The sequence below is a fragment of the Flavobacterium sp. genome, from assembly GCF_039916025.1.
Classification (GTDB): domain Bacteria; phylum Bacteroidota; class Bacteroidia; order Flavobacteriales; family Flavobacteriaceae; genus Flavobacterium.
The window spans coordinates 19,075-36,302 of record NZ_JBDSMB010000048.1 but is presented as its reverse complement, the minus strand read 5'-3'; the positions used below and the strand labels follow the sequence as shown (position 1 = coordinate 36,302).

The following is a 17,228-nucleotide window of genomic DNA, read 5'->3' as shown; positions in this document are numbered from 1 at the left end:
ATGATACATACTTTAAAAAAAATTAGCATTTTATTTTTACTCGTAATTATGGCTGGCTGCGAATCTGATAAGTCAACTCAAATTACTGCCGACTGTCTTCCAACAAGTTTACAAAATGGTATCATTGCATTTTACCCATTTAGTAATGGTTCCCTAAACGATCATTCAGGAAACAGTTATAATCTGACAAATACTTCAACAGCTGCATCCGGAGCTGACAGAGCAGGAAATCCTAATTGTGCTTTTAATTTTGTAGCTGCTAATAGCGATTTTCTTAAATATACAAACCCAACATTTATTAATGATTTTCAAACTTTGCCATTTTCAATTTCACTTTGGTACAAAAGCCTTTCTTCATCAAATGGTGATTTTGAACTTTTAATTGGTAGAGACACTCCTCTTCATTGCCCTGACACTCAAGGTCAGTGGTCCGTTGCTCTTTATGATTTACGAAATCCTGTATTTGGAATTAATGAATATAGCCTTTGGTATGATGTAACAGCAATAGCTACTCAATGGAAACATCTTGTAGTTACTTGTCAAGGCACCGATTTAAAACTATACATAAATGGCACCTTAACAACACAAACTGCAAACACAGGTTGTGGTGGTACAAGCTTCCCAACAACAAATACCGGTGATTTATTTTTAGGAGACAATTTCACTGGTTTGCTAGATGATGTAATTATTTATGACCACATTCTAACACCAACAGAAATAACCCAGCTATATAATTTACCTGCTTGTTGTGAATAAAACTATTGCTTAAGGTTTTATGCTTTTTTCATGAGTTAAAGTAAATAAAACCAAACTATTTACTGAATATATTTTCGTAAATTCGTAATCCAAAAATTAATCAACCAATCTCATGAAAAAATCCTTTGCTGCACTTATTGTATTGCTAACCATTACATTCGTTAGTTGTAATTCTCCAAAAAAAGAAAACAACGACAACACAGACAACACCGACACAAACTTCTCATCTTTTGAAACTAAATTTTTAGATGCTTACTGGAAACAATATCCTTCGGGTTCTATAGCGCAGGGTTATGGCAAATATTATGATAAACTGGTTGTGCCAAATTCGGCTGCGTTTGCCGATAATGTCAGTTTTTCTAAAAAATGGTTAGCCGATTTAAATGCTTTGGATTATGATCAACTAAGCGACAACAACAAGATAAGTTCCAACATCATCAAAAACCAATTGGAAAGCGATATTTGGTACATCACAGTTTTCAAACAACAGGAATGGGATGCTTCTGTTTACAATATCAGCGGTTCTTGCGATTATATCATCAATCAGCCATATGCGCCATTGGATGAGCGTTTGAAAATATTGACTAAATATCTTGAGAATTCAGATGCATATTATAAAGCAGCTTTAGAAAACCTGAAACAGCCAACCAAAGAACATTTGGAAATGGCGATAAATCAAAACAAAGGCGGAATGCAGTTGTTTGGCAAATCACTTACCGATTCGATTGCGGCTTCTCATTTGAATACAGCTGATAAAGATGCGCTGCAAAAAAACATTACAAAAGCAGTTACTGCAATGGGTGATTATGTAAAAGGTTTGGAAAAAATTGATGCTGATAAGAATTTTAAATTCAAAGATTACAGAATTGGTAAAAAGCTGTTTGCCGAAAAATTCAAATACGATTTGGCTACCGATTTTACTCCGGAGCAGATTTATGACAAGGCTGTTGCCGATAAGAAAATGTGGCACAACAAAATGTATGTTACTGCCGATAAAGTGTGGAAAAAATACTATCCAACACAAGCCAAACCAAAAGACAGTCTGGAAGTAATCCGAATGGTTTTGAGCAAAATGCAATTGAATCATCCAACGCCTGCGAAATTCTACGGAACGCTTAAAGATCAGGTAACGCAATTGAAAAAATTCATCATCGAAAAAGACTTATTCGATTTCGACACTACTTCTACGCCTATCAAAGTTCGTTATATGCCGGAATATGCAAGAGGTTTTGCCATGGCAAGCGCCGAGTTTGTTCCGCCATATCAAAAAAAGGGAACAACTTATTATAATATAGACGACCTAACTTTATATCCACCAGCGAAAGCAGAAAGTGCTTTGCGCGAAACCAATTCTTATTCTTCGCAGATATTATCAATCCACGAAGCGGTTCCCGGTCATTGCGTACAGGGAATTTACAACAACAAAAAATCACCTGATGTGTTGCGTTCTGTTTTCCAAAATGGTGCTATGATTGAAGGTTGGGCTGTGTATTGTGAAGGCATGATGGTTGAAAACGGCTGGGGAAATCACGAACCGGAAATCGAATTGGCATTAGGTGTTTGGAAACTTCGCGAATTGGCGAATGTTATCATTGATTATGATATTCAATGTCTGAACAAACCAAAAGAAGATATCGTAAACCTTTTGACAAAAGAGTGCTTTCAAACCGCTCAGCAGGTTGAGGAGAAATACCACAGAGCTACTGTTTCGCAGGTTCAGCTTTGTTCATACTTCAGTGGCGCAACAGCCATTCAGCAGCTTAGAGATGATTACAAAAAGAAAATGGGCGACAAATACAGCCTGAAAGATTTCCATGAAAAATTCTTAAGTTTTGGTAGTTCGCCTGTGAAGTATATTCGCGAAAGAATGTTGGAATAATTATTAAACGACACATTATGACAAAACAAATTTGGCTAAATCTTCCCGTTAAAGATGCCTCGAAGTCAAAAGACTTTTTTAGTAAAATTGGATTTACATTTTTTGAAGAAAGAACTACACCTGATTCGGCTTGCATGCTCGTTGGCGAAAGCAACTTTGTAGTGATGCTGTTTGCCGAAAGCATGTTTCAGAATTTTATCCAGCACCAAATTACAGATACCAAACAATCGAGTGAATTCCTGATTTCTATTGATGCCGAAAATCGCGAAGAAGTAGATGCAATTGCCCAGAATGCGAAAGCTGCCGGCGGAACTGTTTTTGCCGAACCAGCCGATAACCAAGGTTGGATGTATGGTTGTGGTTTCTGTGATTTAGATGGTCACCGTTGGAATGTTCTCCATATGGATTTTAGCAAAATGCCACAGTAATCTGTGTTCAAATGGCAATGTTCAGATAACTAATAACTGACAACCGATAACTTAAAAAGCATGAAAAAAACAACATTTAGTATTGATATCAAAGCGACCAAAGAAAAAGTATGGTATTCGCTTTGGGATGACGAAAATTATGAAAACTGGACTTCAGCTTTCAGCGAAGGTTGTTATGCAGTTTCCGACTGGAATGAAGGAAGCAAAATATACTTCATGGGACCAAATGGCGGTGGAATGAATTCCAAAATTACTATCAAAAAACCATTTGACGTAATGTCATTTATCCATAATGGTGAACTGAAAAATTTTAAAGAACTTCCAATAACCGAAGAAACTAAAGCCTGGTCTGGTTCAGAAGAACGTTATGATTTGACCGAAAAAGACGGAATTACAACTGTAAAAACAACAATGGACGTAGTCGAAAAATTTGCTGATTATTTTAATGATGCGTTTCCAAAAGCATTGCAAAAGTTAAAAGAAATTGCCGAAAGCGATACCAAATCAATCACGGTTAGAAATTCCACAAAAGAATCGCTTGAAAAAGTCTGGGACTATTTTACCAAGCCGGAACATATTGTCAATTGGTGCTTTGCTTCAGATGACTGGCATTGTCCAAAAGCGGAAAGCGATTTAAAAGTCGGTGGCACATTCAGCACAACGATGGCTTCGAAAGATGGCGCAATGAGCTTTGATTTTGACGGAACTTATACAGAAGTGGTTCCAATGAAAAAATACGTTTACGTTATCGCAGACGGAAGAAAAGTAACTGTGAAATTTGATGTTTTGGATGGCACAGTAATCGTTACCGAAAACTTCGAACCTGAAAATGCGAATCCACATGATATGCAACGTGGCGGATGGCAAACTATATTAGACAATTTTAAAAAATATGTAGAACAAATTTAAGTGAAAAGTAATTAGTGATTAGTGAAAAGCCATAAACAATTTGGCGCACATATAAAATCACTAGCCACTATTTACTAATCACTATTTACTAATTACTAATTACTAAAAAAATAATGACAACAATCAATCCTTATTTAATTTTCAACGGAAATTGCGAAGCAGCGTTCCTATTTTACAAATCTGTTTTTGGAGGCGAGTTTCCATACATAGGAAAATTCAGTGATATGCCACCTTCTGATGATGAAAATTGCCCACCACCTTCTGCTGCAGATGCCGACAGAGTAATGCATGTTTCTTTGCCTATCGGTGGCGGAAGCATTTTAATGGGAAGCGACAGCACTTCACAAAGCGGCGATGTAGTTATTGGCTCAAATGTTTCGATGTCTTTAAATACGGAAAGCAGAGCTGAAGCTGATAAACTATTTAACGGACTTTCGGCTGGTGGAAATGTAATAATGGCAATGCAAAATACGTTTTGGGGTGCTTACTTTGGAATGTTCGTTGATAAGTTTGGCATCCACTGGATGATAAATTTTGATGAAGCTCCACAAAAATAGTGTTCAGTTGGCAGTCGCAGTTAGCAGATAAAATATGAAAATGAAACAACTTCTTATCGTACTCTTTTTAACATGTTATTCCATTAATGCCCAGCGAAAGGTAACTCCATCTGAAACACTAAAAATTGAAGGAAAGATAAAAGCTGAAAAGACATTTTCTATAACCGATATAGACACTTTTCCAAAAGTTGCTATACCAGACCAAACGCTTTACAACCATAAAGGAGAAGCGAAAAGCACGGTTAAGAATATGAAAGGAGTTTTGCTCAAAACAGTATTGGCTTCTATTCAGTTTGATTATGACAAACCAAAAGAACTCAACGAGTTTTATTTTGTTTTTGTTGCCACAGATGGATATAAAGTTGTTTTTTCATGGAATGAAATTTACAATTCCGAAGCCGGAAACAACTTCTATTTCGTCACCGAAATGGAAGGTAAAAAAATCAAAGACATGGAGCAAAGAATACTCTTTATCTCCACCGGCGATTTTAAAAGCGGCAGGCGATATATCAAAGGACTTGAGAAAATTCAAGTCAAACGCGCTGAGTGATAGACAAATCTAAATCTAGTTTTGAAGTTGTTTTGCATTTGATTTTCCATTGATTAAGCCCCAGGCAATTTTAGGTAAAAATCGGTTTAAAAGATAAATAGCTTTTGTATCACCAATACGAATCTTGTAGTTATTGTTTTTTAAACCACTAATTAATCCATTTACTAGTTTTTCAGTGGTGATTGTTTTTGCACTCATACCATCGGCCATTGCTGTTGCCACTAATGGCGGTGAAAGTTCAAATACTTTGACATTACTTTTTAAAATCTCTAAATGATTGCGCAAAGAATCAGTATAAAACCGAACGGCAGCTTTTGATGCAGAATACGTTGGTGTAAGATTCAACGGCACATAGCTCAAAATAGAAGCCGTATTGATAATAGCGCTCTCGTTTCTAGATTTAAGCATATCCATAAACAAATTATTCATACGGATTACTCCAAAATAATTAATACTCATTTCGTATTCAGCAGTTTCAAAATGTCCTTCGCTGGCAAGTCCCAAATTTTTGGGTTTGCTAATAACACCTGCATTGTTATATAAAATGTCAATCCCGCCAAGTTTTTGAATTTCTTTGAATAATGAAGCTGCATTTTCAGCGCTTACTACATCGCTATTGATGGCTGTTATCGATGGGTAAAGTTTTTTCGCAGCATCTAATTTTTTCTGGCTTCTACCTGTAATAATTACTTTGGCTCCGTTTTCTAAAAATTGTTTGGCCGCTTCCAGCCCAATGCCAGAGGCACCTCCGGTTATCAAAATTGTTTTGTCTTTTAATTCCATTTTGTTCTTATTTTTTTTATAATTATATTTGCTTGCGTTTTGCAAGTACAAATGTATAATATTACTTTTAATTTGCAAGTGCTTTTTAAAAATATTTTTAAGAACTATGAAAAAAAACATAAACAGATCAGAGTGTCCGATTAGTTGTACGCTCGATATATTTGGAGACAAATGGTCTTTATTGATAATCCGCGATATGCTATTCTTCAATAAAAACACGTATGGTGATTTTTTAAAATCAGAAGAAAAAATTGCCACTAATATTTTAGCATCAAGATTACAAACACTTGAAGAAAATGGAATTTTAAAAAAATTAGAACATCCAGACAGTAAAGCAAAAGTGCTCTATACAATGACACCGAAAGGAATTGACTTATTGCCTATTTTACTTGAAATTCATTTTTGGGCAAACAAATATTTTTTAATTTCTCCTGAAATACAAGCAAGAATAAAAGAAGCTAAGAAAGATAAAGAAGGATTTATAAAATCAATGACAAAAGAGTTGAAAGAGCGATTTGCTTCAGAACAAAGCAAAAGCTAATCATAGTTTTACGATATCTAAAGGCATTCCAAAAGGATTGCCTTTTTTTATTATATTAGCATACAAAACATTACATCATGAAAACCAACCAACTTGCCTCACTTCTGCTTTTCTTTATTTTCTTATCCGATAGCTCGGATTTGTAATCCGTGCCAACAACAAATCATAAAACCAACCAAATGAAAAAACTAATATTCTTATTAACCCTCGCTTCAATTTCTTTACATGCTCAAAAAACAAATCACGCTGCTGTAATTAGTGCAGCCGCCGATAAAATAGAATCTAAAGTCATAGCCTGGCGTCACGACATTCACGAGCATCCCGAATTGGGAAACCACGAAGTGCGCACCGCAGCTTTGATCGCGAAACACCTGGAATCGTTAGGCATAGAAGTAAAAACCGGAGTCGGAATAACAGGCGTAGTTGGCATCTTAAAAGGTGACAAACCCGGACCAGTAGTGGCACTTCGTGCCGATATGGATGCACTGCCAGTTGAAGAAAGAAATGATTTGCCTTATTGTTCCAAAGTAAAAACCATGTACAACGGAAAGGAAACTTCCGTGATGCACGCCTGCGGACACGATGCACATGTAGCCATATTAATGGGAGTAGCAGAAATGCTTTCGGGTATGAAAAAGGATTTAAAAGGAACCGTGAAATTCATCTTTCAACCTGCTGAAGAAGGTGTGCCTGCCGGAGAAGAAGGCGGAGCAGCGTTAATGATAAAAGAAGGCGTACTCGAAAACCCAAAAGTAGATGTAATCTTTGGACTGCACATGGCTGCACAAACCGAAGTTGGAAAAATTAATTACAAACCCGGTGGCTTTATGGCTGCTGTTGGAACTGTCAAAATAACCGTTAATGGAAAACCATCTCATGGTGCCGCACCATGGACATCTGTTGATCCAATTGTGGTTTCAGCGCAAATAATCAATAGTTTGCAAACGATAGTCAGCCGTAATGTAAACATCACACAAAACCCTGCGGTAGTAACTATTGCTTCCATACATGGTGGAAACCGCGATAACATCATCTCTGAAAAGGTAGAAATGCTTGGTACAGTAAGAACTTTTACTCAAGAAGATGAAAAATTAATCTATGCCCGAATCCGACAAATTGCTGAGAAAACTGCCGAAGCTGCCGGAGCTACTGCAGATGTAATATTGCCTTATGAGCATTATTATCCTGTTACCTTCAATAACGAAAAACTAACCGCAGAAATGCTGCCATCGCTACAAAAATCGGCTGGCAAAGAAAATGTACAGTTAGTGCCTGCTATTACAGGCGCAGAAGATTTCTCTTTCTTTCAGGAAAAAGTTCCGGGCATGTATTTTTTTATTGGTGGTTTACCAAAAGGCGCCGATGCAAAAACTTCAGGACCGCATCACACTCCAACATTTATCATTGATGACAGCGCTTTCAAAACAGGACTAAAAGCAACCTGTAATTTGGTTTTAGATTATATGGAGATGCATAAAAAATGAAAAACTCCTTTAAAAAAGCACTAAAACTTTTCAAATATCTCTCAATTCTGTTTTCAATAACATATTGGACTTATATGATATATGATGATTGGATTTTCATCGAAAATTACTGGGATACCAATTGGCAAGATTATATTTGTACTTGGACAGTTTGGTTTTTAATTTACTTTTGGGTATTCGCTTTTTATTATTGGCTGACAGCCATCGTAGTAGCTTTGGTTTATCATAAATTAATCAAACGAAAAAGATAATATTTTCTGATTATTTACGTTTTATAAAAAGATGCGTTCAAAACCTAAATAGTATATGAAAAAGGCCTTTCTCTTAATGCTTATAATTGTTGTCAGCGCCTTTGGTTATAACAGATATAACAGATTTGTTGCCAAAAACAATATTCCCAAAACCAATATCGCCCGGACAGAAACCAAAGCCAAAGAAGCCTTAGCATTTTGTAAAAAGAACAACTATAATGAAGATTTCTGCATACTCATTGACATGAGCATTCACTCCGGATTGAATCGCTTTTTTGTTTATGATTTCAGGAAAAACACAACTTCATTGAGCATGCTTGTCGGACATGGCTGCGGAAATTATCCTTGGAGTTACGATTGGTCAAGGGATAATCCTGGTTTTAGCAATACGGATGGAAGTCACTTATCTTCTTTAGGGAAATATAAAATTGGGAAAAGAGCATACAGCAATTGGGGAATTAATATCAAATATGTAATGCATGGACTTGAAAAGACCAATAGCAATGCCGAAAGTCGTTTTATTGTTTTCCATTCTTGGGAAAAAGTTTCTGAAAAAGAAGTTTATCCCGATGGAACTGCCGAAGGTTGGGGCTGTCCAACAATATCCAACAACAATATGAAAATTCTTGACCCAATGCTGCAGGCAACCAAAAAACCTGTTTTGATGTGGATATATAATTAAGATATATATGAAACTCGCCAAACCACTCGTTGTTCTTCTTTTAATAGCGGCTTTGTTTTCCTGTAAGCAGGAAGAAAAAAAGGTTGCAATTCCTAAAAAGACGGTCAAGCCAATGGTAAAAAAAGAGAAACAACTTGCTCAAATTCAATATCCTGAAAAAGAATTAATTGCTTTTATGGATAGTGTGGCCAAATTGTCTTCCAAATCTTTACAGGATAAAGTTTCTTTTAGGACTGATTCCATTTTTAAAAATATGGAAAAAATCAATAAAAAATTATCTTCTTCCGAATTCCAACAGCTCAAGCTGGCGATTAAAAACAAACAAATTGACATCAAGTTTGCTGAACGTATTTTTGAAAAATTCCCTTTTGATTCTACAGAAGTTGAAGAAGGAAAAATTCTAATAACGCTTTTCTCTTTTGATAAGAACAAAACTGACTATAATGAGTTTGCAATATGTTTAGGCTATCTTGGATTGAGTTGGACAAGTGATGCATACTTTTTTAAAACGAAAAAACTGATTTCAAAACATCACATCTATCATAGATATGGGCTTGAATTAGAACATTACAAAGATCTTGATGGAAAAACCATTGTTTACTACAAAGAAAATTATGAAAGTGGTAGCGGAATCTGGTGGTTTAACTATTATTTCTATAAATATGAGGGAGACCGTTTGATTCCAATTCTAAACGAACTTCAAAATGCAAACATGACCTGGCCCGGAAACAGAACTCTATGGCTAAAATCAACCATAGTCAGCACGAACCCACTGACTTTAAAAATGGTTTACCGCCAACAGCCATTCTCTCCAAATATCGACCGTGAAACTTTATGGATTATTAACGATTCTACTTTGGTTAAATATAAATGGAACGAAAAAACAAAAATGCTCGAAGGAGATTATGCGCATTCCAAAATCAACAAAACACAAATCCTAACCTATTACCTTGAAGAAAATGAGTTGCTTTTTATCAATACTTATCATCAGTTGTTAAGGAAGGAACTTGATAATCCTGCTCAAAGGGAAGCAATCTTATATTACCTTTTTGATGTAAAACACAACCATTAAACAAAAATATTTCATATTAAAAAGTGAAAATTATGTAACAAGCCCGGAAATCAATTGTTGTAAATTAGCCATTCATGAAATCTTCAAAATATGTGGTGGCAATACTGTTTAGTTTTTTTGGGAGCCTTGTTATTTGACATTGTCCCTTTTCCATTTCTTCCCGCTTTTACTATCATGATTTTTTTGCAGATTTATTTCGATCTAAACTTATGGGCTTGCATTTGTATTGGTGTAGCAGGTTCCATTCTTGGACGTTATATTCTGACTTTATATATTCCTTACATTTCTGATTCCTATTTCAAACCTGCTAAAAACAAAGACATTATTTTTTTAGGGAAAAAACTAAAAGAAAAAGGATGGAAAAGCCAATTGGTAATTGTTGCTTATTCTTTATTGCCTTTGCCTACAACTCCTTTATTTGTTGCCGCCGGTATGTCCAGAATGGGTCCGTTGTATATTATTCCGGCATTTTTTGTTGGTAAATTCACAAGCGACTCCATAGCATTGTCAATGGGTAAATTTGCGTCAGAAAATGTAAATACGCTCGAAGAAAATATTTTTTCATGGCAGTCTATTGCAGGTTTAACAGGAAGTTTGCTATTGCTCTGTGCACTTTTATTTATTGACTGGCGTTCGCTGATTCAGCAAAAGAAATTTGTGCTTAAGTTTAAAATCTTTAAATAAAAAAACCCTTTCTAAATTAGAAAGGGTTTTTGCTTTACTTGTTACTTTTTTTAGGCCCTTTATCGCCTGGCAATCCTTTTTCGTTAATCGCCATATAATTACCACCTTTGATTTCTACTAAGAAGTCAACTGAGCAACCTTTATTTGCACTTCTGCCACTTGACATTCCTCCTGAACTAGTTCCTCCTGATTGTGACATGCCCCAACTCCAAGAAGCAGTCATAGTGTATGTTCCATCAGGTAAATCGTTTGGTAAATCACATTCGCCGTTCGTTGTGGCCAATTCTCTTTTAGTGTCCTTGTTGCTCACGACAAAATGAATATCCTGAATGGATACTTTCCCTACTCCCAAACCAGTTGAAGCAACCGCTGTTGTTTCTACTATCTCTTCAGCTTTTTGCGCTGCCCTTCCGGTAGCCTGACCAGAAGCCAAATCTCTTGGACTTCTAACTTCCGAAACCGAATTGTCTGTCGCACTAACTCTATACTCTTTTATGAGGCGGATAGGTTCGTATTTTCTTCTTCCTGTTGACATGCCGCTGCTCGTCTCTCTGGTTAATGGATTGACGTGTTCAAAAACAACCGAACAACCTTCCGGAGTACTGGCCATTCTGCATTTTACATTTTTTTTCAAATCATAACCTGCGGTTTTGGTAACAGCAGCTGCTTCCTGAGCAAACGTTTGATTGACAGTAAACCCAAAAACAATAAACGATAGCGTAAACATAATTTGTCTTTTCATGATTTCTAATTTTAAAAGTTGGATTAGTTGTGTAATTCCCTAAAATAGAGAATGAATCAAATTTAAACAAAAAAACCACCAAAATTGATTTTTGGTGGTTCCATTTTTTAAGACGTTTTGCAATATTATATTAAATCCCGGCTACCGCTTTGATCTCATTGATAATTCGAATGGCCAAATCATCAGCCAACTGTTGCGTTTGTGCTTCAGTATAAATCCTGATAATTGGTTCTGTGTTCGATTTACGTAAGTGAACCCAATTTTCAGCAAAGTCAATTTTTACTCCGTCAATCGTATTGATTTCTTCGTTTTTGTATTTCTCCGTCATTGCAACCAAAATCGTATCAACATCAATTTGTGGCGTCAATTCTATTTTGTTTTTGCTCATATAATATTGTGGATACGAAGCTCTCAATTCTGCAACCGTCATATCAAGATTCGCCAAATGTGTCAGGAACAACGCAACACCAACCAAGCTATCCCTTCCATAATGCGATTCAGGATAAATGATTCCGCCGTTTCCTTCGCCGCCAATTATTGCATTAGTCTTTTTCATCAGTTCAACTACATTGACTTCACCAACAGCACTCGCCTGATAGCTTCCGCTATGTTTGTTTGTAATATCGCGCAAAGCACGTGACGAACTCATATTGGAAACTGTATTTCCGGGAGTTTTACTCAATACATAATCGGCGCAGGCTACCAAAGTATATTCTTCACCAAACATTTCGCCATCATTTGAAATGAAAGCCAAACGGTCAACATCAGGATCAACCACAATTCCGAAATCGGCTTTTTCTTCTACAACCAATTTACAGATATCACCCAAATGCTCTTTCAACGGTTCAGGATTATGTGGAAAATGTCCGTTTGGTTCACAGTATAATTTCACGCACTCCACACCCATTAATTCCAATAACTTCGGAATAATAATTCCGCCCGAAGAATTCACACCGTCAACAACAACCTTGAATTTTCTTTTGGCAACAGCTCCGGCATCCACCAAAGGCAATTCCAAAACCTCATCAATATGAATATCCATATAAGCATCATTCACGGTAATTTCTCCCAAAGAATCCACATCCGAAAAATCAAAAGCTTCAGATTCGGCAATTTCTAAAATCAATTCCCCTTCTTTCCCACTTAAAAATTCGCCTTTAGAATTCAATAATTTCAAAGCATTCCATTGTTTCGGATTGTGTGAAGCGGTAAGGATAATTCCGCCATCAGCTTTTTCCAATGGAACAGCAATCTCAACCGTTGGTGTTGTTGAAAGTCCTAAGTCGATAACATCAATCCCCAATCCAAGTAAGGTATTCATCACCAAATTATGAATCATTGGTCCCGAAATACGGGCATCACGACCAATTACAACTTTTAGTTTGGAATTTGGAATTTTATTATTGGAATTTTGTTTCAGGAAGGTTCCATAAGCCGAAGCAAATTTCACCGCATCAACAGGCGTTAAATTATCACCAACTTTACCACCAATAGTGCCACGAATTCCCGATATAGATTTTATTAAAGTCATTTTATGTGTTTTGTTTTGGAATACAAATGTAAAAAAAGTTACTAAGGAACTAAGACGCTTAGGCGCTAAGTTTTAAAAACAGTGTAATTAAAGCTAAACTTTTTCTATATTTACAAAACAGCAACACAACCTTAGTGCCTTAGTACCTTAGCAACTTATAACCTTAACTAAAATGAACTTCCTAGCGCACATTTATCTTTCCGGCGACAACGATTTGCTAAAAATCGGCAACTTTATGGCGGATAGTATTCGCGGACACAGTTATGATGAATATGAAGGCGAGGTTAGAAAAGGAATACTGTTGCACCGTTCTATAGATAGTTTTACTGATATGCATCCAATTTACAGGCAGAGCAAGCACCGTTTACACGAAAAATACGGTCATTATTCGGGTGTGATTATGGATATTTTCTATGACCATTTCTTAGCCAAAAACTGGAGCACTTATTCCAATATAAAACTAGAAGTCTATGCCGATACTTTTTACCATCTGCTAAAAGATAATTACGAAATCCTGACCGAGAAAGTCAAAGCCATGATTCCGTATATGTTTGCCAGAAATTGGCTGGTAAGTTATGCAACTATTGACGGTTTGCAAATGATTATGTTTCATATGGATCATCGCACCAAAAACCGTGTCGACATGCACGAATCAATTGTCGAACTAAAACAATACTACACCGAATTTGAGCAGGAATTCACTTTGTTTTTTGAAGAATTGCGTCAGCATTGTGCAGAAAAAATAAAAGAATTAAATGGTTAAAGCCACGAATACACGAATCATTTTATAGCTTTATGAAAAAGATTTTTCTATTACTTTTTTTTATTTCTTTCTCTATTTTCTCCCAACAAAAAAGCCTCGTTGCCGACAAAGCAATGGTCGTTTCGGCAAAGGAAGAAGCATCCAAAATTGGGGTTGACATTATCAAAAAAGGCGGCAATGCTTTTGATGCTATGGTTGCAACACAGTTAGCTTTAGCAGTGGCTTATCCTTATGCAGGAAATATTTCCGGTGGCGGATTTATGGTGTACCGAAAAGCAAACGGCGATGTTGGCTCGTTAGACTTTCGCGAAAAAGCACCACAGAAAGCCAGCAAAAATATGTACTTGGATAAAGACGGAAATGTAATTCCAAACTTGAGCGTCAATGGCGCTTTAGCTGCTGGTATTCCGGGAAGTATTGCTGCGATTTTTGAAGTCCATAAAAAGTTTGGAAAACTTCCGTTGAAAGACTTGTTCCAGCCAGCTATAGATTTGGCTGAAAAAGGAATTATCGTTTCCGAAAAAGAGAAAGCCAAATTAGACGAATATCGCGCTGCAATCGTAAAAATAAGTGGTGACAAAACCTTATATAATAAGACGTTTCAGGTTGGCGACACTATCAAATATCTGGCTTTAGCCAATACGCTGAAACAAATCCTGAAGAACGGAAAAAACGAATTCTACAAAGGAAACACCGCTAAAAAATTAGTTGCATTTCTGCAGCAAAATGGTGGCATTATTACGATGAAAGATTTAGCCGATTACAAAGTCGTTTGGCGCAAACCGATAACTTTTAGGTACAAAGAATTAAAAATTATTTCGATGGCACCACCGTCAAGCGGAGGCATTACTTTGGCGCAGATTATGAAAATGATTGAACCTTATGATATTTCGAAACTAGATCATAATTCACCAAAATATATACAACTTTTGGCGGAAGCAGAACGTAGAGCTTATGCCGACAGAAACTATTTCCTAGGCGATCCTGATTTTGTCAAAATTCCACAGAAACAATTGCTGAATGAAACATATCTCAAAGACCGAATGAAGAGTTTTTCTTTTGAAAAAGCAACTTCTTCTGCTGATGTCAGCCATGGAAATGTTTCTGTTTATGAAAGTATGGAAACCACACATTACTCTATTGTTGATAGTGAAGGTAATGCCATTGCAGTGACAACAACACTCAACGATGCTTATGGTTCCAAGTTATATTGTGACGAATTGGGTTTCTTTTTGAATGATCAAATGGATGATTTTTCTTCAAAACCCGGAGTTCCGAATCTTTACGGTTTGGTCGGTGCCGAAGCGAATAGCATTGCGCCAAAAAAGAGAATGCTGAGTTCAATGACGCCAACAATAGTAGAAAAAAATGGCAAACTTTTAATGCTGTTGGGTTCGCCTGGTGGTTCTACGATTATCACTTCTGTTTTACAGACAATCCTGAATGTATACGAATTCAAAATGAACATGCAACAAGCCGTTGATGCACCAAGATTTCACAACCAATGGCTGCCTGATGATATCATGGTAGAACCCAAAAAATTTGATAAAATCACTTTGGAAAATCTTATGTCTAAAGGATACAACATCAATGAAAAATTCGCTCCAGTTCTTGGAAAAGTTGATGCCATTTTAGTCCAGCCTGAAGGAAAACTGGAAGGCGGAGCCGATTTTCGTGGTGATGATAAAGCAGCCGGTTTTTAAAATTATCTTAATTTAACGAATGATTGTTGCAAAATACTGCTTTTAAGAAGTATTTTAGCAAATTCAAAATTTGAATAATGTCGAAGAGCAAAGCTTCCTTTTTTAAAATCATATTCAGAAGTTTTTTCAGAAGAGCTGAGAATTTAATTTATCTTTTGAAAGACAGAGTAAGCGAGCGGAATTTTATCTACTTTGCGAGTGTCGTTGTAGCTATTACGTGTTCCTTAGCCGTAATTATCCTTAAAAGTTTTGCGCATAATATTTTCCTTTGGGCAAATGACATCAATGGTTATTTAAAACTTCCTTATATCAATAGTTTACTTCCAATTGCAGGTATTCTATTGACCGTTTTTGTAGTTCGTAATTTCTTAGGAAACAGCCTCGAAAAAGGAAGTTCTAAGATTTTATATGCCGTTGCCCGAAAAGGCGGTATTGTTCCCAAAAAACAAATGTATGCGCAGATTGTCACGAGTTCATTAACCGTTGGTCTTGGTGGTTCCGCCGGATTAGAAAGCCCAATTGTAATTACGGGTGCGGCTTTTGGTTCCAACTTTGCGCAGAAATACCATCTCTCACAAAAAGATAGAATTCTTCTTTTAGCTTGTGGCGTCGCGGCCGGAATTGGAGCGGCATTTAATGCGCCAATTGCCGGGGTGTTATTCGCCATTGAAGTAGTGCTTACCGATGTTTCAATTTCGGCTTTTATCCCGATCATTATTTCGGCAGCTACAGGTGCATTGATTTCTAAAGTTACTTTGAGTCCGGATACGTTGTTAAATTTTGAACAAACACTCAAATTCGATTATCACAACACGCCTTTTTATATTCTTTTGGGAATTTTGGCAGGTTTTGCTTCTCTTTATCATGCGCGTAATTTCCAGCGTGTAGAAAAATTTTTCGGGACATTTAAAAACAAAGGCTACCGCAGAGCATTGTTTGGCGCATCGATTTTGGCAGTATTAATTTTCTTTTCTCCTTCGCTATTTGGTGAAGGTTATGAAAGCATTAAGATACTGGCTTCCAAAAACCCGGGAGTTTTATTAGACAATACAATGCTGGAACACTTTAAAAGCAACGAATGGGTTTTACTGGCTTTTATTGGAATAACTGTTTTGCTGAAAGCTTTTGCAACTGGTTTAACTGTGGGAAGCGGCGGAAACGGTGGTAACTTTGCGCCTTCGCTTTTTGTGGGTTCGTATCTTGGTTTTTTTGTGGCCAAAACAGTAAACCTGCTTAATTTCACACATCATTTACCAATTGCCAATTTCACTATTGTAGGCATGGCCGGAATTCTGAGTGGCTTGTTCCATGCGCCGTTGACCGCGATTTTCCTTATTGGTGAAATAACTGGCGGTTATGATTTGATGGTGCCATTGATGATAGTTTCTTCGGTTAGTTATGCTGTTTCCAAACAATTTGAAAAGCATTCGATGGATGTAAAAGCGCTGGCCGATAAAGGCGATGTTTTCACTAGTGATAAAGACAAAAATATTTTGCAAAGCATTGATCTTTATAATCTTGTTCAGAAAAAATACAAAACATTATCACTTGATAACACCGTAGAAAGTGCAGTAAAAATCTTCTCCTCAACAGAACAAAAAATAATCCCTATTCTTGACGAAGAGAAAAACCTAATTGGCATCATAAACTTCGAAGCAGCGAAAGCAGTAATTTTCAATCAGTATAGTGTAAAATTTACATCTATCAGTGAAATAATGAGTCAACCGGAAAATGTCATTCAATTAGAAGACAAACCGGAAAAAGTGATGAAACAATTTGAAACTTCCAACACAAATATTTTACCTGTGATTCAAAAAGGAAAATACTTTGGTTTCCTTTCCAAAATTGATGTCTTAGAAAATTATCGCCAGCGGTTAAAAGAGATGATAATTGATTAGTCTTTTTTAACAATA

18 protein-coding genes are annotated in these 17,228 nt (G+C 36.4%); 15 read left to right on the top strand and 3 right to left on the bottom strand.

All coding sequences use genetic code 11. From position 1 onward, the window contains the following. The 6 genes from ABIQ27_RS02850 to ABIQ27_RS02825 all read left to right on the top strand — a co-directional run bounded on the left by ABIQ27_RS02850 (position 1) and on the right by ABIQ27_RS02825 (position 5,079). Positions 1 to 756, top strand: coding sequence for a LamG domain-containing protein (locus ABIQ27_RS02850; RefSeq protein ID WP_348031871.1), 756 nt, complete (start codon positions 1 to 3; stop codon positions 754 to 756). A gap of 112 nt (positions 757 to 868) precedes the next feature. After that, a complete protein-coding gene (locus ABIQ27_RS02845; RefSeq protein ID WP_348031869.1) occupies positions 869 to 2,635 on the top strand; it encodes a DUF885 domain-containing protein in 1,767 nt (588 codons plus the stop codon). A 17-nt stretch (positions 2,636 to 2,652) separates the two neighbouring features. Continuing rightward, complete coding sequence (locus ABIQ27_RS02840) at positions 2,653 to 3,063, top strand: VOC family protein (protein ID WP_348031867.1); 411 nt, start codon at positions 2,653 to 2,655, stop codon at positions 3,061 to 3,063. Positions 3,064 to 3,123: 60 nt separating this feature from the next. Next, a complete protein-coding gene (locus ABIQ27_RS02835; RefSeq protein WP_348031865.1) occupies positions 3,124 to 3,972 on the top strand; it encodes an SRPBCC domain-containing protein in 849 nt (282 codons plus the stop codon). Positions 3,973 to 4,085: 113 nt separating this feature from the next. Then, complete coding sequence (locus ABIQ27_RS02830; protein WP_348031863.1) at positions 4,086 to 4,529, top strand: VOC family protein; 444 nt, start codon at positions 4,086 to 4,088, stop codon at positions 4,527 to 4,529. A gap of 40 nt (positions 4,530 to 4,569) precedes the next feature. Further along, positions 4,570 to 5,079: a molybdopterin-binding protein gene (locus ABIQ27_RS02825; RefSeq protein WP_348031861.1), complete on the top strand. Its 510-nt coding sequence runs from the start codon at positions 4,570 to 4,572 to the stop codon at positions 5,077 to 5,079. A gap of 15 nt (positions 5,080 to 5,094) precedes the next feature. On the opposite strand, the gene ABIQ27_RS02820 is transcribed toward ABIQ27_RS02825, so the two are convergent. After that, a complete protein-coding gene (locus ABIQ27_RS02820; RefSeq protein WP_348031859.1) occupies positions 5,095 to 5,862 on the bottom strand; it encodes an SDR family NAD(P)-dependent oxidoreductase in 768 nt (255 codons plus the stop codon). Between the two features lie 106 nt (positions 5,863 to 5,968). On the opposite strand from ABIQ27_RS02820, the gene ABIQ27_RS02815 reads away from it, so the two are divergent. From ABIQ27_RS02815 to ABIQ27_RS02790, 6 genes are all read left to right on the top strand, one after another. Beyond that, a complete protein-coding gene (locus tag ABIQ27_RS02815; RefSeq protein ID WP_348031857.1) occupies positions 5,969 to 6,403 on the top strand; it encodes a helix-turn-helix domain-containing protein in 435 nt (144 codons plus the stop codon). A gap of 179 nt (positions 6,404 to 6,582) precedes the next feature. Next, positions 6,583 to 7,887, top strand: a complete 1,305-nt coding sequence (locus tag ABIQ27_RS02810; RefSeq protein WP_348031855.1) for an amidohydrolase — start codon at positions 6,583 to 6,585, stop codon at positions 7,885 to 7,887. Further along, complete coding sequence (locus tag ABIQ27_RS02805) at positions 7,884 to 8,138, top strand: hypothetical protein (protein ID WP_348031853.1); 255 nt, start codon at positions 7,884 to 7,886, stop codon at positions 8,136 to 8,138. Before ABIQ27_RS02810 ends, ABIQ27_RS02805 begins: the two co-directional genes overlap by 4 nt. 55 nt (positions 8,139 to 8,193) lie before the next feature. Beyond that, a complete protein-coding gene (locus tag ABIQ27_RS02800) occupies positions 8,194 to 8,820 on the top strand; it encodes a murein L,D-transpeptidase catalytic domain-containing protein (RefSeq protein WP_348031851.1) in 627 nt (208 codons plus the stop codon). 7 nt (positions 8,821 to 8,827) lie between these two features. Then, positions 8,828 to 9,892, top strand: coding sequence for a hypothetical protein (locus tag ABIQ27_RS02795; protein WP_348031849.1), 1,065 nt, complete (start codon positions 8,828 to 8,830; stop codon positions 9,890 to 9,892). Positions 9,893 to 9,982: 90 nt separating this feature from the next. Then, positions 9,983 to 10,576 carry a hypothetical protein gene (locus ABIQ27_RS02790; RefSeq protein ID WP_348031847.1) on the top strand — a complete coding sequence of 198 codons (594 nt, stop codon included), beginning with the start codon at positions 9,983 to 9,985 and terminating at the stop codon, positions 10,574 to 10,576. A gap of 34 nt (positions 10,577 to 10,610) precedes the next feature. Here ABIQ27_RS02790 and ABIQ27_RS02785 read toward each other — a convergent pair whose 3' ends face one another. Continuing rightward, the gene (locus ABIQ27_RS02785; RefSeq protein ID WP_348031845.1) at positions 10,611 to 11,318 is read right to left on the bottom strand and encodes a hypothetical protein; all 708 of its coding nucleotides are present in this window, start codon (positions 11,316 to 11,318) and stop codon (positions 10,611 to 10,613) included. Between the two features lie 130 nt (positions 11,319 to 11,448). Beyond that, a complete protein-coding gene (gene glmM / locus ABIQ27_RS02780) occupies positions 11,449 to 12,849 on the bottom strand; it encodes a phosphoglucosamine mutase (RefSeq protein ID WP_348031843.1) in 1,401 nt (466 codons plus the stop codon). Between the two features lie 172 nt (positions 12,850 to 13,021). Between glmM and ABIQ27_RS02775 the strand changes: the two genes are divergently transcribed. The 3 genes from ABIQ27_RS02775 (at position 13,022) to ABIQ27_RS02765 (ending at position 17,213) form a co-directional block, all read left to right on the top strand. Beyond that, positions 13,022 to 13,612 carry an acyl carrier protein phosphodiesterase gene (locus ABIQ27_RS02775; protein ID WP_348031841.1) on the top strand — a complete coding sequence of 197 codons (591 nt, stop codon included), beginning with the start codon at positions 13,022 to 13,024 and terminating at the stop codon, positions 13,610 to 13,612. Between the two features lie 32 nt (positions 13,613 to 13,644). Continuing rightward, positions 13,645 to 15,315: a gamma-glutamyltransferase gene (ggt, locus tag ABIQ27_RS02770; protein WP_348031840.1), complete on the top strand. Its 1,671-nt coding sequence runs from the start codon at positions 13,645 to 13,647 to the stop codon at positions 15,313 to 15,315. Between the two features lie 77 nt (positions 15,316 to 15,392). Next, entirely contained in the window at positions 15,393 to 17,213 is a 1,821-nt protein-coding gene (locus ABIQ27_RS02765; RefSeq protein ID WP_348031838.1) for a chloride channel protein, read from the top strand. The last annotated feature ends 15 nt before the right edge of the window (positions 17,214 to 17,228 follow it).